This window comes from Tepidiphilus margaritifer DSM 15129, assembly GCF_000425565.1.
Taxonomy (GTDB): Bacteria; Pseudomonadota; Gammaproteobacteria; order Burkholderiales; family Rhodocyclaceae; genus Tepidiphilus; species Tepidiphilus margaritifer.
In genome coordinates, this window is the sequence record NZ_AUDR01000017.1 from 127,981 (window position 1) to 147,499 (window position 19,519).

A 19,519-nucleotide genomic window follows, 5' to 3' on the forward strand; every position below is an offset into this window, starting at 1 on the left:
TCCCGGGCAGGTCGGACTCGCGCTACGCGCTCAAGAGCTGTTCGGCCGGCGCCACCGAGGGTTGCGCCTGGCCGAAGTAGCCTTCGGTGTGGATCATCGACTCCTCCGCCCCCAGGGTTTTCACCGCTGCGCTGCAATCGGCCACGAAGGCCGGGCTGCCGGCGATGAATACGTTGTAGCCCGTCAGCGTGGGGAAGAGATCAGGCAGGATCTGCGGGATACGCCCGTGCAGCCACTGCGGATCGCGTTCCTGCGTGAGCGTGGCCTTGAAGGTGAAGTTGCGGTGCTTCGTCTCCCAATAGCGCATCAGGCCGAGATCATAGATGTCCTCCTTCGTCTTGCCGGAGAAGAGCAGGGTGACGGGTTTGCGGTAGCCCCGGCGCAGCGCCGCTTCGGTGAGTGCACGGATCGGTGCCAGGCCCGAGCCGGCCGCCAGACACAGGACGGGGGTGTCCAGTGACAGGTCGCCGATGAAGGTCCCGTAGGGGCCGTTGATGCGCACGATGTCGCCGATCTGCAGATGGTCGTGGATCCAGACGCTGGTGACGCCGCCCTCGATGCGCGTGATCTGCAGCGCGATCTCTCCGTCGGGGCGCGGCGCATTGGCGATCGAATAGCAGCGTGCCGGCACCTTGCCTTCCACGTCGCTCAACGTGACGTACTGGCCGGGCCAATAGCGCATCGGTTGTCCCAATGGCCGCAGGCGGAATTCGGTGATGCGGGGCGTGCGCGGCACGCGGTCGATCACCGTGTAGCGCTGGTTCTCGCGCGGCGGGAAGAGCTTCGGCTTGGCATCGGCCGTGCCCCATTCGATCACCAGTTCGGGCGAGAGGGGTTTGGCCATGCACATGAGGCCGAAACCCTGCTTGCGCTCTTCGGCCGACAGGGCCATGTCGAGCACGACCCCTTGGTCGAAATGGCCGGATAGGACCTTGACCTTGCATTCGCCGCAGGCCCCGGCCCGGCAGTTGTTCGGCAGTGCGTAGCCCGCCCGTTCGAGGGATTCCAGCACGGTCTCACCGGGACGGGATTCGATCTGGCGGCCGGAAGGATGCAGTTTGATGAGGGTGCTCATTCGGGTTCGTTCTCTTGAAGGGTGATGGGTTCCCCGGTCGACGAAACCGCCGGGGTCCGTGGAGGACACCGGCGGTCGGTGTGCCTTGGCGCGACCGCCCCTGCAAGCGGCCGCCGAGGCTCAGAAGACCGGGATGATCGAGTCCATATCGACTTCGGTCACTTCCTGGCCGTCGATGCCGACTTCCGGAATGGCGGGGAATGGGATGTCGTAGCGAGCCAGCACGCCCTTGAGGTTGAGCATGGCATTGCGCCAGTTTTCTTTTTTCGCCTCATAGGTGGGAATGCCGAAACCGGCCCCACGCGCGACTTCTTCACCTTCACGCTGGTTCTTGATGAAGTCGGCGGGCAGGTCCCAGAACTCTTCCGGCGGCTCGAAGAGCACCGCCGACAGGAAGAGGTAACCGGCGCGGATCTGCTTGGTGACGAGCGCCTTGTCTTCGGCGGCGAGCCGCGGATAGTCGCGCTCCATCAGCGCCAGGCAGATCGCCATGTGCCGCCCTTCGTCGCGACCGATGTGACGGAAGGCTTCCTTGAAGACGAGCTCGCGGCTGTTGTCGTGCATCTGTTTGAAGATGGTGGCCGCGGCGATCTCGCCCATGAGGAAGGAGGAGAAGAGTACGGCCAGAGAGTACTTCGGCACGGCGTTCTTGTACCCGTTCCAGTAGCGACCACCGTTGTAGTAGAGCCACATGGCGTTTTTCTGCAGGCGCTTGCCCAGATCAGTCTTGGGCTGATAAGTGAGCGGATCGTCGTGCTCCAGCAATTTGGTGATCGCCAGACCGCACATCTGCTCGTGGTTTTGTTCGTCGCGCGTCACCGAGAAGAAACAGCGGCGTACCGGGTCTTCTTCGTGTTCTTCATAGGTCTTGATGAGCGCCGCGGCGAAAACGGGGGGCGCGGAAGCGTCGAACACGGAGAGCAGCGTCCACCAGTAGGCGATCGCCTCGCGTTCTTCCCAGCTGTAGGACTCGACATCGAGCGTGTCCCACGGGAGTTTTTTCGGATCCCAGACCTCACGTTGCGCCGCATCCCAGATTTCTTCCATTTTCTGCGTCTTGGCGTGCCAGGACAGCGGGAAGACGTTGGGTTGCTGGATTTGCGGCGGAAATTCCATTTGTTGCGCAAGTTTGTCGTGATGAGCCATGGTGTTGCCTCCTTTAGGGTGGATGAGACGTCCATCCGGATCGTTCGCGGATCGGCTTCAACATGATCGAAGCCGTTCGCGTACCGTGAATGTACTGCAGCTTTTCACGGCAGAGTTTGATCTGGATCAAGGAATAATAAAATAAACCGACCGGTTGGTCAAATAATTTTTGCTGAAGTCGACGTCGAGCCTCCCGTTTTTTTGTGCCACAATGAACCGATGCGCGATGATGAACTCTTGGATCTGCTTTCCTCGCCCGAACGGCTGCGTGAGCGCATCGCCGAGCGCCTGCAGCGGGCGGCGAGTCGGTCTCTTGATCTTGCTGCAGGTGACGAAGGGGCTCGCGAGGTCCGCTGGCCCGCGGCAGTACTCGCTCCCCTGGTGCCCAGCGAAGAGGGCCCTCGAGTGTTGCTCACGCGCCGCACGCCGCACCTCGTCCATCATCCCGGTCAGATCAGTTTCCCCGGCGGACGACTGGAGCCCGAAGATCCCGGGCCGGTAGAGGCCGCTCTGCGCGAAACCGAGGAAGAGATCGGGCTTGCGCCGCAGCGGGTACAGGTGTTGGGTGCGATGCCGCCATACATCACCATCACCGGCTACCGCATCACGCCGCTCGTGGGTTGGGTGGAGGACCCGGGTGAGCTGCGACCGGATCCCTTCGAGGTGGCAGAAGTCTTCACCGTGCCCTTGGCGCACGTGCTCGATCCGCGCCGCTACGTACGTCACTCGCTGGAATACGGTGCGGGACGTCGTCACTATTGGGCCGTTCCTTGGCGACAGTATTTCATCTGGGGAGCGACGGCGGCCATGCTGCGCATGTTCCTCGAATTACTTCGTGGTAAAGAAGGATGAGTATGACCTGCGAGGTGACAAGCGTCACACTTTCGTCGTATCATGGGTTTTGCCGATGGAACCGTTTCATTCACTGACCAGCAAGGAGAGAGGCTATGTCGAACAAGGACGTCGTGGTATTGAGCGCCGTACGTTCCGCCATCGGGACCTTTGGCGGGACCCTGTCGCAGATCGAGCCGGCCGAACTCGCCGGGCAGGTGATGAAGGCGGCGATCGAGCGCTCGGGCGTCGATCCCAACGAAGTCGAATACGTCACGGTCGGCAACTGCATCCCGACGGAGTCACGCTATGCCTACGTCCCGCGTGTGGCGTCCATCCAGGCGGGGCTGCCGATGAGCTCGGTGGCGATGCAGGTCAACCGCCTGTGTTCTTCCGGTCTGCAGGGGATCGTCACCACGGCGCAAAACATCATGCTCGGCGATGCGGTCATGGGCGTGGGCGGCGGCGTGGAGGTGATGTCGCGCGGGGCCTACCTTTCCCCGACGATGCGCAACGGCGCGCGTATGGGTGATACCACCATGATCGACGCGATGGTGGCGGTGCTCACCGATCCCTTCGGTGTCGGCCACATGGGCATCACGGCGGAGAATCTCGCCGTCAAGTGGGGGGTCACACGGGAAGAGCAGGACGCCTTCGCGCTGGAGTCGCAGCGCCGCGCCGCGCGTGCGATCGAAGAAGGGCGCTTCCGCTCTCAGATCGTGCCGGTGACGATCAAGACGCGCAAGGGCGACGTGGTGTTCGAAGTCGATGAACATCCCAAGCCCAACACGACGATGGAGAGCCTCGCCAAGCTCAAGCCGGCGTTTAAGAAAGACGGCACGGTCACCGCGGGTAACGCCTCCGGGATCAACGATGCGGCTTCCTTCCTCGTGCTTGCCGACGCCAAAGCGGCCGAACGCAAAGGACTCAAGCCGCTCGCGCGCATCGTCGGCTACGCCGTGGCGGGGGTGCCCAACGACATCATGGGCGAGGGTCCGATCCCGGCCACCAAGAAAGCACTGGAAAAGACCGGCCTCAAGCTCGAAGACATGGACGTGATCGAGTCGAACGAGGCCTTCGCCGCTCAGGCGCTGGCGGTCATGAAAGGGCTCGGTCTCGATCCGGCCAAGACCAACCCCAATGGTGGGGCCATCGCCCTGGGGCACCCGGTGGGCGCGACCGGCGCGATCATCGCCACCAAGGCGATCCATGAACTGCATCGTATCGGCGGACGCTACGCCCTGGTGACCATGTGCATCGGCGGCGGTCAAGGTCTGACGGTGATCTTCGAGCGCCTCTGATCTCGGGCATGGGCCGTGGGCAAGGTGTTTACTTGCCCGCCCTGGACCGCCGCGTCAGCGCCTCGAGTTCGGCGCGGATGCGGCGGTAGTGCTGCCAACGTTCGGCGCTGATCGCCCCATGCTCGGCCAGCGCGCGCAGGGCACACCCCGGTTCAGCGTCATGACGGCAATCACGGAAACGGCATTCACCCAAGGCTGGACGCAGCTCAGGGAAACAGGCGTCTAGGGCCTCCAGCGGCACGTGGGCCAAACCGAAAGTCTGCAGACCGGGGCTGTCGATGAGCCACCCTCCACGATAAGGGTAGAGCCGTGCGTCGGTGGTGGTATGCCGCCCTGCGTCGAGGGCGCGCGAGATTTCGCCCGTACGTGCCCGGGCATCTGGCACCAAGGCATTGACGAGAGTCGACTTCCCCATTCCCGATTGCCCGACGAGAAGGGATTTTCTCTGGGACAAACGGGGCTCGAGGGGGGAGACGTCCCGTTTGGCCGAGAGCTCGAGCACCCGATAGCCTGCGGCGCGAAAAGGCTCGAGCTGCGCGCGTGCTGCATTCAGGCCGTCTGCGAGATCACACTTGTTGAGCACGATGCTCGCTTCGATTCCCTGGTGTTCGGCAGCCACGAGGCAGCGCGTCACCAGCTCGGGTGAGAAGGGGGGGGCGACCGCGGTGACGATGACGACCTGATCGACGTTGGCGGCGATCAGCTTCTGCCGCACCCCATCGGCCCGCCAGAAGAGCGAGGATCGCGGCCGATGCCGTTCGATCACCGCTTGGCCGGGAGCCGTGGCACGTGCTTCGACCACGTCGCCACACGCATAGTCGTGGCGCTTGCCACGCGTGACTGCGTGCCAGGGCGGTTCGTGCCAGGGAATCTCCCGGGCGAGCTCGTAGCTGCGGCCGTGGGCGGCGACGACGGTGGCAAGGAAGGCTTCGTCCATGGGCGGAATACGAAAGATACGGAAAAATAAGAGTGAGGATCGCCATCGGGTACGCGGCCGTGGCAGTATAACGCACCCATCCCTCGGAGAAAGGAAAACCGCATGAGCGAGAAGAACGACGCGCCCTCAAGCAAACTGGTCTGGCTCGACCTAGAGATGACCGGTCTCGATCCCGATCACGACCGCATCCTCGAGATCGCGATCGTGGTCACGGACAACGATTTGAATGTGCTCGCCGAAGCGCCGGTGATCGCGGTGCACCAAAGCGACGAAGTGCTCGCCGCGATGGACGAATGGAACCAGAAGACGCACGGGGCTTCGGGCCTGATCGAGCGGGTGCGCGCTTCGCGCATCGACGAGGCCGAGGCAGAGGCAATGCTGCTCGAATTTCTACGGCCTTGGTTGCCGCCTCGTTCGAGCCCCATGTGCGGCAACACCATCTGCCAGGACCGGCGTTTCCTCTACCGTTACATGCCGCGGCTGGAGGCCTGGTTCCACTATCGCAATCTGGACGTTTCCACGCTCAAAGAGCTCGCGCGCCGCTGGGCGCCTGCAATCTTGCAAGGCTGGGAGAAAGAGAGCAAACACACGGCGCTTGCCGACGTCCATGAGTCGATCGAAGAGCTGCGCCGCTATCGGGCGTCTTTCCTGCGGCTCCCCGAAAACTGAACACCCGTTTCAGCGGTGCGCATCCAGCCGGGCGGCGAGTGCGCGCGTGGAGGGGTCGAAACCGGCGAGCGTGCCTCCGGCAGCGAGCGTGCGTGCCAGTTCCTTCCCCAGCTCCACGCCGTATTGATCGAACGGATCGATCCCCCAGATCCAGCCGCGCACGAAAGTGGCGTGCTCGTAAGCGGCGAGTAGCTCCCCGAGCACGCCGGCATTCCAGCCGTCGGTGAGCAAGACGGAGCTCGGGCGGTTACCGGGAATTTCATGGTGCGGCGCGAGCGCCTCGATCTCGGCGGGAGACAAGCCCTGCGCCCGCAGCGCCGCGCGCGCCTCCTCGCGCGTGCGTCCGGCGAGCAAAGCGCCTGCCTGCGCGAGGGCGTGTTGCGCCAACGCCCGCCGTCCGGCATCGAGCGGGCGGGGCAGCGGCACGATGAAGTCCAGCGTGAGCCGCCGCGTGCCTTGATAGAAGAGCTGGTGGAAGGCGTGTTGCCCCAGGGTGCCATTCATGCCCCAGACGACGGCCGCGGTGGGATAGGGCACGAGCGAGCCGTCGCGCCGACAGCGCTTGCCGTTGCTCTCCATTTCCAGTTGCTGCAGCCAGGCGGGAAACCAGGCGAGCCCCTGATCGTAAGGAAGCACGGCGCAGGAAGAAACATCGAGCAGGCTCGCATTCCACAGACCGAGCAATCCGAGCCACACCGGCAGATTGCGTTCGAGCGGCGCCGTGCGGAAATGTTGGTCCATGCGGCGCGCCCCGGCGCGCAGTTCGAGGAAACGCGCCCAGCCGAAGGCGAGCGCTACCGGCAAGCCCACGGCCGACCATAGCGAATAGCGCCCTCCTACCCAAGGGGGGAGCCACAGGATGCGCTCCGCTGCAAAGCCCAACGCCCTGGCCTTGTCCGGATTGGAGGTGATGGCGAGGAAATGCGCCGCCGTTTCGTGCGTTCCCAGTTCCCTGGCGAGCCACGCCCGCGCGCGTTCGAGGTTGGCGAGCGTCTCGGCGGTGCCGAAACTCTTGGAAGAGACGACGAAGAGCGTGCGCGCCGCCTCGAGCCCGCGCACCGTCGTGTTGAAATCGCCTGGGTCGAGATTGGCGACGAATCGCACCCCATGGCGTGGCGGCTCGAGATGAGAGAGTGCCTCGCAGACGAGCCGTGGCCCTAGGTCCGAACCGCCGATGCCAAGGTTGACGACGTGATCGAGCCTCGCGCCCGTGGCACCACGCAGCTCGCCTTGGTGAAAGGCCGAGGTGAGCGCTTCCAGGTGTGCTTCCGTTGCGGTGAATCGCTCCCGATCGGGAGGCGGTACGGCCGCGCCGCCGCGACAGACCATGTGCAACGCCGGCCGGTGCTCGGTGAAGTTGACCTCGGCGCCGGCGAAGAGCGCTTCGATTCCGTCGGGCAAGCGGACTGCTTTGGCGAGCGCGAGGAGCCGTGCGAGCACATCGGCGTCCCACGCCTGCTTGCTCGCGTCGAGCCACAAGGCGCCTGCCGGCAGCGAGAGCGCATCGACCCGCGTGGCATCGACGGCAAACGCGTCCGTGATGCGGCGCGCCACCCAGGCATCGGCCGAGGCAAGCAGTTCGGCCCATTCGGGGGTCTGCTCGGGGGCGACGAAAGGGGGAAGGGAATCAGTCATGGGGGGATCTCGCTCGTTCGTTGTCCAGCAGGAGCCAGTATTCCTGGCGTTTTCCCTGGCCGCGCGTCGCCGACCAGAGGATGCTGCCGTCGGTGGGCAGGGTTTGGGCGCCACGCAGGCGGGCGAAACGGACGGGACAGCCCTCTTTCAGCGTCGCCGGAATGCCTCCGAAATAGACGAGCGCCGCCCGCACGTCGGCTTCTCGTGTCGGTACGGAAACACAGGCAGGGGCGCGATCGTGCAGCGCTTCCTGCATCTGCTCGACGATTGGCCGCAGATTGCGCGTATGTTCGAACCAAGGCTCGAGCAGCAAGACCATGACCACCCAGGCCAAGGTAACGCCGAGCGCCCAATGGATTGCGGGTCTCAAGGGTGATGCTGGAGTCATTACCGCGAGAACGAACCAAGCAAGCAGTACGGCGGTAGCCGACCCCATGCGCCACAGCGAACCGCTCATCTCGAAATCGGGGGCGACGCGCACCATGTGCCGTGCCAGACCCGGAGGCCAGTCGAGGTTCCAGGCACTCCAGGCGAGGCCGGCGAAGACGACGAGGCTCAGCACCGTGGCTGCCGAGAACCACGAGAAGGCTGCCCGGGCACCGACGGGCATGCGTCGCAGCCGTTCCGTTGCCAGCAGGGTGAGGGGCGGCAAGAGGACCAGGAGGTCGCTGGGATTGCTGGGAGGCCAGGCAGCCACGACGACGAGACCCGCTGCGATCATGCCCCAGGCGATGGCCATTTGGCGGGCATCGGAGCCGTTGCCATTGGTAGCCCGGCGCAGTGGCCACAATGCCAACAACCACAAGGGCCAGGTTACCCAGACGGCGTCGCGCCCGCCATCGACGAGGCTGGAGGTGATGAACTCCCACGTCAAGTGCGGTGCCTGCAGCGAGAGCCAGGTCCCGCCTTCGGTGCGGTGCCAGACAGCGACGAACCACAGCACGGGGAGGGAAAAAATCGCCACGGTCACAATGAGCAGGGGCAGGCGTTGCCGTGCCTCGATCCTTTTCCCCGGCCAGCTGGCCAACCAGGGAACGGCCAGGACGAGCAGGAGCGCAAACCCTTGGGCGAGAAAGCCGGCCGTCATGGCGACACAGGCAGCGATCCAGGCCTTCGCCGGGTGTATGTGTCGCCAACTTGCGGCAGCAAGCGCCAGGCCGATCGCAGTGGCAGAGGCGAGCAGCGCTTGATGCTGATGCGCATCGAGTATCCAGCCAAGCGTCCCGATCCCCACGAGCATCACGCCCGCGTGCCAGGGTTTGCCACACCAGGAGAGCGACGCAGCACCTAGGCACAGTAAGGTACAGAGCAAAAAAAGCGGCGAGGCCAAGCGGGTGGCATCGTGTGGCGCCAGGCCCAAGGGTTCGAGCACGAGGCCCAGGAGTGCCGCCACCCAATAGTAGAGCGGACCGGCGGTCGGGACGGTACCATCCACCAGAGCAGGGGGTAATAGCCATTCGCCTTGGAGCACCTGCCAGGCGACGAAGAAATGGCGCAGGTCGATTCCTCGCCAAGGATCGTGCCCCGTGGTCCCGACCAGGAGGAAGGTGGCCAGGAGCGCCACCAACCCCCATTTTCCGTAGAGTCGTCGTTGCCACGGCGGAACCGGACGCGGGTCGAAAAACATGCCATTGCCACTCGTTGCGGAAGAGGCGATTATAGTCGCTCCCCGTCGCCGGGCGTGACGGAGTCAATGAAAAAGGGCGGCAAGGCCGCCCTTCTTGCGCAACATCCCTCGGTAATTTCAGCCGCGGTTGGCCAAATTGCCGTATTTTTGACGGAACCGTTCGACGCGGCCGGCCGTGTCGACGATCTTCTGTTTGCCGGTGTAGAAGGGATGGCATTCGGAGCACACTTCCACGTGCAGCGCCGGCTTGCCGATGGTGGAACGCGTCACGAAGGAATTGCCGCAGGAACAAGTCACTTGAACTTCGGCATAATTCGGATGGATGTTTTCTTTCATGGGGCACCTCGATATCGGGCGGATGGCGGATTTGGCCATCCTTTTGCTTGGGGAAACGTGAATTATCGCCGAACGACCCGGCACGGGCAAGAGGGTTTTCGTTAAAATCCCCCTTTCTTTGCGATCGAGGCCCATGAGTTACGGCATTTCCCGCATCCCCACGAGCGCCCAGGCCGAGGTCCACGAGCGCCTGCCCGAACTCGTGCTCCGCCATCTCGCCCACCCTTTTCGCAAACCCTATGCGCCGTACAACCTTGCCGCCTTCGAAGAGACGCTCGCCGCTTGGGACGGGCGCTCGCCCTGGATCCTCGATTCCGGCTGCGGCGTGGGGTGGTCGACGATCCTGCTGGCGCGGCGCAGCCCTGAGGCTTTCGTGGTCGGCGTGGATCAATCCCAAGAGCGGCTATCCCGGCAAAAACCCTATCCACGCACGGCCTGGCCCGAGAATCTGCGCTTCGTGCGCGCCGACGTGATCGACTTCTGGCGCATGGCGCTGGAGGCCGGCGTTCCGGTACGCGAGCATTGGTGGCTCTATCCCAACCCCTGGCCCAAGATCGGGCACATCGGGCGGCGCTGGTATGCGCATCCGGTTTGGCCTGCCGTCCTGCAACTCGGCGGACGCTTCGAGTGCCGCACCAACTGGTCGGTCTATGCCCGCGAGCTCACCGCCGCGCTGGCACTTTCCGGGGTACAGGGCGAATGTACCCCATTCGTGCCCGAGGAGCCGATGACGCCTTTCGAGCGCAAGTACAGGGATTCGGGGCAGACGCTGTGGCGAGTCACCGCCGACCTCTCAGCGTTTGCCCGAGGCGAGCTCGGCACGAGGCCAGCCTAGGGTACATAGTCCTTCGACGAGATCGAGCGCGGCGAGCGCGCGCAGTTTTTCGGGGGAGGCGGCAAAGAGCGAGCCAGCGTAGCCCAGCGCGTTGACCGACACGCCGGCGAGCCGTTCGACTCGCCGCGGAATGAAGAACAGGCGGTCGAGCCGCAACAGGAGGTCGTAGGGCGGTAGCTGAGACGCACCGGGGCTCCATCCCATCGCGGCCAGCGCGGTGCAGTAGGCACGATGGGCCGCCGCGCCCCAGTCGGTGTCTTCGGCGTGCAGGGGTAGCGGCTCGCGCCAGGCTGCCCATGGAAGTGCCGCCCAGCCGGTTTTGCCTCCGGGCAAGAAAACGCCCAGTTGTTCTTCTCCCAGATGTCCGTCCGGGATCCACTGCAGATGACGGTGCGGCTGGCTTGCCCCGGCGATCTCGCCGCCGTTGTAAAACCCCAGTCCCCCTTCGGCGAGCAGCGCATGCCAGGCGCGGAAATCGTCGCCGGAAAGCGGCGCTGTCTGCGGCTCGAAGTCGCGCGTGACGATGAGGACGTGGTCAGAGAAGACGGGATATTTGTTGAGTACCACCAAGTGCCGAGTCCCCAGTGCCCCGACCGTGAGTTCCGGTTCGGGGGGCAAGAAGGGATTGCGCACCTTCGACGCTCGTTCGCTCGCGGGGCGCGGTTTGCGCGCTAGCGTCGAGACCCAGCGCAGCACGAAGGGGAATCCGTGCTGGTACTGCTCGAGCGTTTCCGTGATGATCGGCTCCAGGGCGCCACGAGCCAATGCCCGTTCGGCAACCGCGCGGATACGTTCACTCCATCGTTCCATGTTCAGGCTCCCCGCGTGCGGCTCTCCCACCAGCGTCCCAGCCAGGTCTGCGCCCGTTCACGGCCTTCGAGCACGTAATGCAGCGTCGGTTCGTAGCCGCAGATCTCTTTCAGGTCGGCGAGCGCCGCGGCGGTACCGCTCACCAGCAGCGTATCGCCCCGGCGCAACGGCGTCGCCGGTTCGGGTAAAGGGTGCCAGTGCCCCTCGCGCTCTAGCGCCAGTACCCGTAGCGCCAGTGGTTCGGGCCAGCGGGACGGCGAACGCAGCAGCCGCTCGAGCGTGATCCCCGGGTCTTGGGACAGCGCATGCCACAACGCAGGAGCGGTTTTCGGCAAAACTGCGATCTTCAGGTTGCGCAAGGGGCCATGCCGACGCAGGTGCAGCAGCGTCTGCTGCACATCCTCCGTGAGCGTTGGTGGGGCGTTTGCAAGCCAGGCCAGGAAGGCGGGCAGTTCCGGCAAGCGCAACCAGGCGAGCGCCTCGGCGGCGACGAGGTGGCGCGGCACCACGCGCAGGTCGTAGTGAAAGGCGGAAAAGAGCGCTTCGTTGCGCCGTCGGTTCTGCCGTACGATGGTGTAGAGCAAGGGGTTGAGGCGACGGGCAGTGACGACGATGGCAAGGTTGTCGACGTCGTTGGCGGTGGCGGCCACTATGCCTGCGGCCGTGTCGATGCCTGCCTGACGCAGGACTTCCGCCTGGGTGGCATCGCCGGCAATCCAGCGCGCGGAGTGCTCCGTGCCCGTTGCCGTGCGGTCGACCACCACCAGCTCCAGGTCGCTGCCGCGTAGGGCCGCCTGGGCCGCTTTCCCCAGACGGCCCGCGCCGCAGATGATCCATTGACCACGCGGAGGCGAACGCTCGGTGCGAATCTCGTCGAGCGGCATGTCGAGCAACAGTTGGCGCACCCGCCAGGCAGCCGGATGCTCGAGAGCGAGCGCCAGGTCGTTTTGAAAGACATGGAAGGGATCGATGATCGCCGTTGCGGCAAACGCGGCCATGTTGGCCACCGTGGCGTCGTGTTCGGCACGGCAGACCGAAGGCAGGCGGGGTGCGAGCAACCGTTGGGTTGCAGCCACGGCGAGGTTGGCCGCGTCGTCGTCGGTCATGGCCGCCACGGCAGCGCATCGCGGCTGGCGCAAACCGGCGGCAAGCAGCACGTTCGGATCGCCTGCATCCGCCGCTAGGGTGATCGGCGGCTGGGAAAAGTCCATCATCTCCGCGCGCTCGACTTTTTTGGGATCGAGGTCGAGCGCCACCGCCGCGATGCCCTCACGATCCAGTGCCCGGGCGAGTTGCACTCCGGTTTCGCCGAAACCGGCGATCAGCACGAAAGGATGGCGTAGCCGCCGTACCCGACGCGCGAAGGTGAGGGCAGCCACTGCCCGGCGCAGGGCTTCGTCCTGCATCAGGGTGACCGCCTGCTTGAGCAGGTAGGCCCAGGAAAGCACGCTCAGGTAAATGACGGCGATGGCCCACAGACGCTGCGCATCGGAGAATGCCTCGGGAACTTCGCCGAACCCGATGGTCGTGGCGGTGTAGCTCACGAAGTAGAACGCGTGAAAGAGGCTCAGATGCGTCGGTCGACCTTCGGCGTCGGGCGGACCGGGGGCGAGCGCCATACCCAATACCGACAGAGCGAAGAGGGTGACCATCAGGATCAGGGGACCGCGTAGCCGCCGTAAAACCAGCAGGATCACGCTGAAATTTCGGTCTAGCCCTTCGACGTTCATGGGCGAAGGCTCAACGGCGTTGCATCAGCGTCTCGGCTACCAAGATGGTGACCGACACGAGGTTGGCGAGCAAGGCCCCGCCCGAGAGCGAGACGATGCGGGCGACCATCTCCGGCGTGAGTCCGGCCGCGGTGGCATGCTCGGCATAGGCCCAGACGATGGCGGCGGTGATCAGCTGCAAGTCGGCCACGAGCGAAGTAGCGAGGTGCACCGCCCCGATCTGTGTGCGATCGCCCAGTTTCAGGATGGTGGCGATCAGACTCACGACCAGCGCGGCGAAGAGCTCATAGACGTCGTGGTAGGCGGCCGTGGCGATGTCACCGATGAAAAAGCCAAAGTTGAGGGTGGCGGCCAACAGGATGAAGAAGCCGAAGACGACTTTTTCCGGGTTCACGGCAGCTCCTACCGAAAAGGAGCCCCCGCCTGGGGGCGGGGGGTGGGCAGATCGGACTCAGGCGCGCGCCAGAATTTGGCGTAGCACGTAGGGGAGGATACCGCCGTGGCGGTAGTACTCCACCTCGATCGGCGTGTCGATGCGCGAGAGCACCGGCACGTCTTGCGTGCTGCCGTCGGCCCGGCGAATGCGCAAGCTGAGCTGCTGCTGGGGTGCGAGCCGTGCTTCATCGAGCCCCAGGATGTCGAAAGTCTCGGAACCGTCGATGCCCAGCTTCTGCCAGGAATCCTCGCCCAGGAATTGCAAAGGCAGCACGCCCATGCCCACGAGGTTGGAGCGGTGGATGCGCTCGAAGCTGCGGGCGATCACCGCCCGAATGCCCAACAGCATCGTTCCCTTGGCTGCCCAGTCGCGCGAAGAACCGGTACCGTACTCCTCGCCGGCGAAGACCACCGTGGGGATGCCGCGCTCGCGGTAGGCCATGGCCGCCTCATAGACGGTGGTTTGCTGGCCATCGAGCAGCGTATAGCCCCCTTCGATGCGGCTGCCGTCGGGTTTGGGCGGCAACATCAGGTTCTTCAGTCGGACGTTGGCAAACGTGCCGCGCACCATCACCTCGTGGTTGCCACGTCGCGCTCCATAGGAGTTGAAGTCCTTGCGCTCGACGCCGTGTGCCTTGAGCCATTGACCCGCGGGAGAATTCTCGGGGATCGAACCAGCTGGAGAAATATGGTCGGTGGTCACCGAGTCGCCCAGCAGCAGGAGGGCCTTGGCGCCCGTGATCGGCTGCACGCCCGGCGGCTGCATGGAGAAACGATCGAAGAAAGGCGGGCGGGCGATGTAGGTCGACTTCGGCCAGTCATAGACCTCGCCCGTGGGTGCCGGGATAGAATTCCATAGGTCGTGATCCTTGGTGAAATCACGATACAGGCGCCGGAAAACCTCCGGATCGTTGGCGTAGGGCAGGATGGCGTGGATCTCCTCGCTGCTCGGCCAGATGTCGCGCAGATAGACCGGTTTTCCATCCGACCCCATGCCCAGCGGCTCGCTCGTGAGATCGACGTTCACCCGTCCGGCGATGGCGAAGGCCACCACCAAGGGCGGCGAGGCGAGGTAGTTCGCCCGGATGTTGGGGTGGATGCGCGCCTCGAAGTTGCGGTTACCCGAGAGCACTGCCGCCACCACCAGATCGTTCTGCGTGATCGCTTGGTTGAGCTCGGGGGCGAGATCCCCGGCGTTACCGATGCAGGTCGTACAGCCGTAGCCGGCCAGCGCAAATCCGAGCTTGGCGAGCGGATCGAGCAGGCCCGCTTTCTGCAGATATTCGGTGACCACGCGAGAACCGGGCGCGAGCGAGGTCTTGATGTGCGGCGCCACGCTCAACCCTTTTTCGACCGCTTTTTTCGCTAGCAACCCTGCGGCGATGAGCACTGCCGGGTTGCTCGTGTTGGTGCAGGAGGTGATCGCGGCGATGAGCACGTCGCCGTGTCCGAGGGTGAGCCCTTCGCGCCCCGGCACGGGGTAGCGTTTGCCGAGCTCCTCGGCCGGCTTGCCGAAGCCGTTCTCGCTCACCGGTTTGGAGAAAAGCATCTCGAAATTCGTTTTCATCGCCTGCAGCTCGATGCGATCCTGCGGGCGTTTCGGGCCGGCGAGCGAGGCGCGTACCGTGGAGAGGTCGAGCTTCAGCGTGCGCGTATAGTCGATCTCGCCCGCGCGCGGCATCCCGAAGAGATTCTGGGCGCGGAAGTAGGCTTCGAAGGCAGCGATCTCTTCCTCGGTACGGCCAGTCGCACGCAGGTACTCCACCGTCTTTTCGTCCACCGGGAAGAAACCCATGGTCGCACCGTATTCGGGAGCCATGTTGGCGATGGTGGCACGATCGGGCACGCTCAGGCCCGCAGCCCCCTCGCCGAAGAATTCCACGAACTGCCCGACCACTTTTGCCTTGCGCAGCATCTCGGTGATGGTGAGCACGAGGTCGGTGGCGGTGACCCCTTCGGGGAGCGAGCCGACCAGTTCCACCCCGACCACGTCAGGAGTGAGGAAATACATCGGCTGTCCGAGCATGGCCGCCTCGGCCTCGATTCCGCCTACCCCCCAGCCGACCACGCCCACGGCATTGATCATGGTCGTATGGCTATCGGTGCCCACCAGCGTGTCGGGATAATAGACGGGGCCTTCGGGCGTATCCTGCCGACGCACGCCGCGGAAGAGGTATTCGAGGTTGACCTGGTGGATGATGCCGACGCCCGGCGGGATGACGCGGAAGGTGTCGAACGCCTGCATGCCCCACTTCATGAACTGATAGCGCTCGCGGTTGCGTGCGAACTCCAGCTCCATGTTTTTGCGCAGCGCATCCGGCGTGCCGTAATAATCCACCTGCACGGAATGGTCGACCACCAGATCGACGGGCACGAGCGGCTCGATCGCTTTGGGATTTTTCCCCATTTCGGCCGCCGTCGAGCGCATCGCCGCCAGGTCGCACAGCAGCGGCACGCCGGTGAAATCCTGTAGCACCACCCGGGCGACGACGAAGGGAATCTCGTCGGTGCGTTTCCCTTGTGGCTGCCAGTTGGCGAGTTCGCGCACGTGGTGTTCTTCGACGCGTACCCCGTCGCAATTGCGCACGAGCGATTCCAGCACCAGACGGATCGATACCGGCAAGCGTTTCACCGAGCCGATACCGAGCGCTTCCAGCGCCTGGAGATCGTGGAATTTCCCCGTCCCGACGCCCGGGATGTGGAAGGTCTTGAGCGTAGCGGCAGCAACGGACATCGGACACCTCCTATGAAAAACGCTTGTCGAAACGGTTTCGCCGTCTGGCAATAGTCTAGAACATCTTCGACCCGATTGCCGTCCAAGGGGCGATCGAAGTGAATTATCGTTCCGATCGAGGGTTTTTTGCGCCTTGCCCTTTGGTACAATGAACCGGGGGACGCTTAGGTCTTATAAAAGACATATAATATCGAACCTGTCCGTTTCTCGCGGTCTTTGCTCAAACCCAGATGAGGTGATCGTCGTGCTAGAAGCCTATCGTGCCCATGCCGCCGAACGCGCCGCGCTCGGCATCCCGCCCCTCCCGCTGTCGAAAGAACAAACCGAGCAGCTCGTCGAGCTACTGCGCCATCCGCCCGCCGGCGAAGAGGCTTTTCTGCTCGAGTTGCTCGAACAGCGCGTGCCTCCCGGCGTCGACGACGCCGCCAAGGTCAAGGCCGAATTCCTCGCGCGCGTGGCCAAGGGCGAGGAGAAAAATTCGCTGCTATCGCGCGAGCGTGCCACCGAGCTGCTCGGCACCATGCTGGGCGGCTACAACGTCCAGCCCCTGATCGACTTGCTCGACGACGCGCTCGTCGGCCCCATCGCCGCCGAAGGGCTGAAGAAGACGCTCCTGGTGTTCGACTATTTCCATGACGTGAAGGAAAAAGCCGACCAGGGCAACGCCAACGCCCAGGCCGTGCTGCGCTCCTGGGCCGAAGGCGAATGGTTCACCTCCCGCCTCCCCGTGCCCGAGCGCATCAAGATCACCGTCTTCAAAGTGCCCGGCGAGACCAACACCGACGACCTCTCCCCCGCGCCGGACGCCTGGTCGCGCCCCGACATTCCGTTGCACGCGCTGGCGATGCTCAAGAATCCCCGCCCCGGCATCGAACCGGACGAGCCCGGCCAGCGCGGCCCGATCCGCCTCATCGAAGAACTCAAGAAGAAGGGCAATGTCGTAGCCTACGTCGGCGACGTCGTCGGCACCGGCTCCTCGCGCAAGTCCGCCACCAACTCCGTGATCTGGTGGACCGGCCAAGACATCCCCTTCGTACCCAACAAGCGCTACGGCGGCATTTGCCTCGGTGGCAAGATCGCCCCCATCTTCTTCAATACCCAGGAAGACGCCGGCGCCTTGCCCATCGAGATCGACGTCAGCAAAATGGAAATGGGCGACGAGGTCGAGCTCGTCATCGACCACGACACGGCCGAAGTCAAAGCCTACAAGAACGGTGAGCTGATCGCCGAGTCTCGCCTCAAAACTCCGGTGCTGCTCGACGAAGTACGCGCCGGCGGCCGCATCCCGCTCATCATCGGCCGTGGGCTCACCGCCAAGGCGCGCGAGGCGCTGGGCCTGCCGCCGAGCACGCTCTTCCGTCTGCCGCACCAGCCCAAGGACACCGGCAAGGGCTTCACGCTGGCGCAGAAGATGGTCGGTCGCGCCTGCGGTCTGCCCGAAGGACAGGGCGTGCGCCCCGGCACCTATTGCGAACCGCGCATGACCACCGTTGGCTCGCAGGACACCACCGGCCCCATGACGCGCGACGAGCTCAAGGACCTCGCCTGTCTCGGCTTCTCCGCCGACCTCGTGATGCAGTCCTTCTGCCACACCGCCGCCTATCCCAAGCCCGTCGACGTCAAGATGCACCGCGAACTGCCGAAATTCATCACCGAGCGCGGCGGCGTGTCGCTGCGCCCGGGCGACGGCGTCATCCACTCCTGGCTCAACCGCATGCTGCTGCCCGACACTGTCGGCACCGGCGGCGACTCGCACACCCGCTTCCCCATCGGCATCTCCTTCCCGGCCGGTTCGGGGCTGGTGGCCTTCGCCGCCGCCACCGGCGCCATGCCGCTCGACATGCCCGAATCGGTGCTGGTCAAGTTCAAGGGCGAAATGCAGCCCGGCATCACGCTGCGCGACCTCGTCAACGCCATCCCCTACTACGCGATCCAGCAGGGGCTCCTCACCGTCGAGAAGAAGGGCAAGAAGAACATCTTCTCCGGCCGCATCCTCGAGATCGAAGGGCTGCCGCAGCTCAAGGTCGAGCAAGCCTTCGAGCTCTCCGATGCCTCCGCCGAGCGCTCCGCCGCCGCCTGTACGGTCAAGCTCGACAAGGAGCCGATCATCGAATACCTGCGCTCGAACATCGCGCTCCTCAAATGGATGATCGCCGAAGGCTATCAGGATCGCCGCACCCTCGAGCGGCGCATCAAGGCGATGGAAGACTGGATCGCAAACCCGCAGCTGCTCGAGCGCGATCCGGACGCCGAATACGCCGCGGTGATCGAAATCGACCTCTCCGAGATCACCGAGCCCATCGTCGCCTGTCCGAACGACCCCGACGACGTCAAGCGTCTCTCTGAAGTCGCCGGAGACAAGATCGACGAAGTCTTCATCGGCTCGTGCATGACCAACATCGGCCACTTCCGCGCCGCCGCCAAAGTGCTCGAAGGCAAGACCGACCTCCCGACGCGGCTGTGGATCGCTCCGCCCACCAAGATGGACGAGATGATGCTGCGTGAGGAAGGCTACTACGGCATCCTCGGCCGCGCCGGCGCCCGCATGGAGATCCCCGGCTGCTCCCTGTGCATGGGCAACCAGGCGCAGATCAAACGCGGCGCCACCGCGATGTCGACCTCGACGCGCAACTTCCCCAACCGCCTCGGGCTGGATACGCGCGTCTATCTCGGCTCGGCCGAACTCGCGGCGGTCTGCGCGCTGCTCGGCCGCATCCCGACGGTGGAGGAATACCTCGCGCACCTGCAGCCGGTGACGAGCAAGGCGAACGAGATCTACCGCTACATGAACTTCGACCAGATCCCTGAGTTCGCCGAAGTCGCTGAAAGCGTTGCGGTCTGAGCATGAACCGAATCCCCGCTCCTCGAGGCAGGGAGGCATCATCCTTGGAACGGCACCCTCATGGGTGCCGTTTTTTTATGGATTCGATCAAAATTTCTTGTTTGCGCTCATCGCTGCCATTGCCTAAAATGCGCCCCTCTCCTGCTGCGGCCCCGGTGTCGTGTGGCCGAAGTGGGAGGCGCAGGTCGATTCCCGGTGGTGTGAAAGGTGCGGACCTTGCCGGGGTTGACTGCGGTGAAGAAGTCAGGAATAATGCTGGTTCTGCCGCGCTGCTGAGGTGGTGCGGGGTGTTGGAAGGAGTTCTTTAAGAATTTGGGGACAGTCGAGCGGTGTGGGTGTTGGCGCGGGGTATGGTGCGCTGGCACGCGCATCGCGTGATGCGTGCGAGGTTTTATTGGATTGAACCTGAGAGTTTGATCCTGGCTCAGATTGAACGCTGGCGGCATGCCTTACACATGCAAGTCGAACGGCAGCGGGCCCTTCGGGGTGCCGGCGAGTGGCGAACGGGTGAGTAATGCATCGGAACGTACCCGGGAGTGGGGGATAACCGGCCGAAAGGCTGGCTAATACCGCATG

General features: G+C 64.4%; 15 protein-coding genes and 1 rRNA gene. 6 read left to right on the top strand and 10 right to left on the bottom strand.

Annotation, left to right across the window (positions count from 1 at the left end):
• Nucleotides 1-22: 22 nt before the first annotated feature.
• Together H607_RS0107155 and H607_RS0107160 are read right to left on the bottom strand one after the other, a co-directional pair.
• Nucleotides 23-1,075 (bottom strand): 2Fe-2S iron-sulfur cluster-binding protein, encoded by a 1,053-nt coding sequence (locus H607_RS0107155; RefSeq protein WP_028874870.1) that lies wholly within the window; start codon nucleotides 1,073-1,075, stop codon nucleotides 23-25.
• Between the two features lie 120 nt (nucleotides 1,076-1,195).
• Complete coding sequence (locus tag H607_RS0107160) at nucleotides 1,196-2,221, bottom strand: diiron oxygenase (protein ID WP_028874871.1); 1,026 nt, start codon at nucleotides 2,219-2,221, stop codon at nucleotides 1,196-1,198.
• Between the two features lie 219 nt (nucleotides 2,222-2,440).
• Between H607_RS0107160 and H607_RS12120 the strand changes: the two genes are divergently transcribed.
• The gene (locus H607_RS12120; protein WP_051240744.1) at nucleotides 2,441-3,073 is read left to right on the top strand and encodes a CoA pyrophosphatase; all 633 of its coding nucleotides are present in this window, start codon (nucleotides 2,441-2,443) and stop codon (nucleotides 3,071-3,073) included.
• Nucleotides 3,074-3,168: 95 nt separating this feature from the next.
• Complete coding sequence (locus H607_RS0107170; protein WP_028874872.1) at nucleotides 3,169-4,353, top strand: acetyl-CoA C-acyltransferase family protein; 1,185 nt, start codon at nucleotides 3,169-3,171, stop codon at nucleotides 4,351-4,353.
• A gap of 28 nt (nucleotides 4,354-4,381) precedes the next feature.
• Here H607_RS0107170 and rsgA read toward each other — a convergent pair whose 3' ends face one another.
• Nucleotides 4,382-5,290 carry a ribosome small subunit-dependent GTPase A gene (gene rsgA, locus H607_RS0107175; protein WP_028874873.1) on the bottom strand — a complete coding sequence of 303 codons (909 nt, stop codon included), beginning with the start codon at nucleotides 5,288-5,290 and terminating at the stop codon, nucleotides 4,382-4,384.
• A 102-nt stretch (nucleotides 5,291-5,392) separates the two neighbouring features.
• Between rsgA and orn the strand changes: the two genes are divergently transcribed.
• Nucleotides 5,393-5,959 (top strand): oligoribonuclease, encoded by a 567-nt coding sequence (orn, locus tag H607_RS0107180; protein WP_028874874.1) that lies wholly within the window; start codon nucleotides 5,393-5,395, stop codon nucleotides 5,957-5,959.
• A 9-nt stretch (nucleotides 5,960-5,968) separates the two neighbouring features.
• Here orn and pgi read toward each other — a convergent pair whose 3' ends face one another.
• The 3 genes from pgi to rpmE all read right to left on the bottom strand — a co-directional run bounded on the left by pgi (nucleotide 5,969) and on the right by rpmE (nucleotide 9,557).
• Nucleotides 5,969-7,594 (bottom strand): glucose-6-phosphate isomerase, encoded by a 1,626-nt coding sequence (gene pgi / locus H607_RS12125; RefSeq protein ID WP_051240745.1) that lies wholly within the window; start codon nucleotides 7,592-7,594, stop codon nucleotides 5,969-5,971.
• Nucleotides 7,587-9,221, bottom strand: coding sequence for a hypothetical protein (locus H607_RS0107190; RefSeq protein ID WP_028874875.1), 1,635 nt, complete (start codon nucleotides 9,219-9,221; stop codon nucleotides 7,587-7,589). The genes pgi and H607_RS0107190 overlap by 8 nt, the downstream gene beginning before the upstream one ends.
• Before the next feature lie 117 nt (nucleotides 9,222-9,338).
• Nucleotides 9,339-9,557, bottom strand: coding sequence for a 50S ribosomal protein L31 (gene rpmE / locus H607_RS0107195; RefSeq protein WP_028874876.1), 219 nt, complete (start codon nucleotides 9,555-9,557; stop codon nucleotides 9,339-9,341).
• A gap of 133 nt (nucleotides 9,558-9,690) precedes the next feature.
• Between rpmE and trmB the strand changes: the two genes are divergently transcribed.
• Entirely contained in the window at nucleotides 9,691-10,392 is a 702-nt protein-coding gene (gene trmB, locus H607_RS0107200; protein WP_028874877.1) for a tRNA (guanine(46)-N(7))-methyltransferase TrmB, read from the top strand.
• Here the strand turns inward: trmB and H607_RS0107205 are convergent.
• The 4 genes from H607_RS0107205 to acnA are packed head-to-tail and all read right to left on the bottom strand — an operon-like array spanning nucleotide 10,351 to nucleotide 16,101.
• On the bottom strand, nucleotides 10,351-11,202 hold the full coding sequence (locus H607_RS0107205) for a DUF4922 domain-containing protein (protein ID WP_028874878.1): 852 nt from the start codon (nucleotides 11,200-11,202) through the stop codon (nucleotides 10,351-10,353). The genes trmB and H607_RS0107205 overlap by 42 nt on opposite strands.
• A 2-nt stretch (nucleotides 11,203-11,204) precedes the next feature.
• Entirely contained in the window at nucleotides 11,205-12,932 is a 1,728-nt protein-coding gene (locus tag H607_RS0107210) for an NAD-binding protein (RefSeq protein WP_051240746.1), read from the bottom strand.
• 10 nt (nucleotides 12,933-12,942) lie between these two features.
• Nucleotides 12,943-13,326, bottom strand: a complete 384-nt coding sequence (locus H607_RS0107215) for a DUF6394 family protein (RefSeq protein WP_028874880.1) — start codon at nucleotides 13,324-13,326, stop codon at nucleotides 12,943-12,945.
• 57 nt (nucleotides 13,327-13,383) lie between these two features.
• A complete protein-coding gene (gene acnA / locus H607_RS0107220; RefSeq protein WP_028874881.1) occupies nucleotides 13,384-16,101 on the bottom strand; it encodes an aconitate hydratase AcnA in 2,718 nt (905 codons plus the stop codon).
• A gap of 244 nt (nucleotides 16,102-16,345) precedes the next feature.
• Between acnA and acnB the strand changes: the two genes are divergently transcribed.
• The gene (gene acnB / locus H607_RS0107225) at nucleotides 16,346-18,943 is read left to right on the top strand and encodes a bifunctional aconitate hydratase 2/2-methylisocitrate dehydratase (protein WP_028874882.1); all 2,598 of its coding nucleotides are present in this window, start codon (nucleotides 16,346-16,348) and stop codon (nucleotides 18,941-18,943) included.
• A gap of 401 nt (nucleotides 18,944-19,344) precedes the next feature.
• A 16S ribosomal RNA gene (locus H607_RS0107230) occupies nucleotides 19,345-19,519 on the top strand; the annotation flags it as partial.

Bases quoted from the DNA above. Each gene is read 5' to 3' on its own strand.
- trmB (WP_028874877.1), top strand. From the start codon at position 9,691: ATGAGTTACGGCATTTCCCGCATCCCCACGAGCGCCCAGGCCGAGGTC.
- H607_RS12120 (WP_051240744.1), top strand. From the start codon at position 2,441: ATGCGCGATGATGAACTCTTGGATCTGCTTTCCTCGCCCGAACGGCTG.
- H607_RS0107160 (WP_028874871.1), bottom strand. From the start codon at position 2,221: ATGGCTCATCACGACAAACTTGCGCAACAAATGGAATTTCCGCCGCAA.
- rsgA (WP_028874873.1), bottom strand. From the start codon at position 5,290: ATGGACGAAGCCTTCCTTGCCACCGTCGTCGCCGCCCACGGCCGCAGC.
- pgi (WP_051240745.1), bottom strand. From the start codon at position 7,594: ATGACTGATTCCCTTCCCCCTTTCGTCGCCCCCGAGCAGACCCCCGAA.
- H607_RS0107205 (WP_028874878.1), bottom strand. From the start codon at position 11,202: ATGGAACGATGGAGTGAACGTATCCGCGCGGTTGCCGAACGGGCATTG.
- H607_RS0107210 (WP_051240746.1), bottom strand. From the start codon at position 12,932: ATGAACGTCGAAGGGCTAGACCGAAATTTCAGCGTGATCCTGCTGGTT.
- acnA (WP_028874881.1), bottom strand. From the start codon at position 16,101: ATGTCCGTTGCTGCCGCTACGCTCAAGACCTTCCACATCCCGGGCGTC.
- H607_RS0107190 (WP_028874875.1), bottom strand. From the start codon at position 9,221: ATGTTTTTCGACCCGCGTCCGGTTCCGCCGTGGCAACGACGACTCTAC.
- rpmE (WP_028874876.1), bottom strand. From the start codon at position 9,557: ATGAAAGAAAACATCCATCCGAATTATGCCGAAGTTCAAGTGACTTGT.
- orn (WP_028874874.1), top strand. From the start codon at position 5,393: ATGAGCGAGAAGAACGACGCGCCCTCAAGCAAACTGGTCTGGCTCGAC.
- H607_RS0107155 (WP_028874870.1), bottom strand. From the start codon at position 1,075: ATGAGCACCCTCATCAAACTGCATCCTTCCGGCCGCCAGATCGAATCC.
- H607_RS0107170 (WP_028874872.1), top strand. From the start codon at position 3,169: ATGTCGAACAAGGACGTCGTGGTATTGAGCGCCGTACGTTCCGCCATC.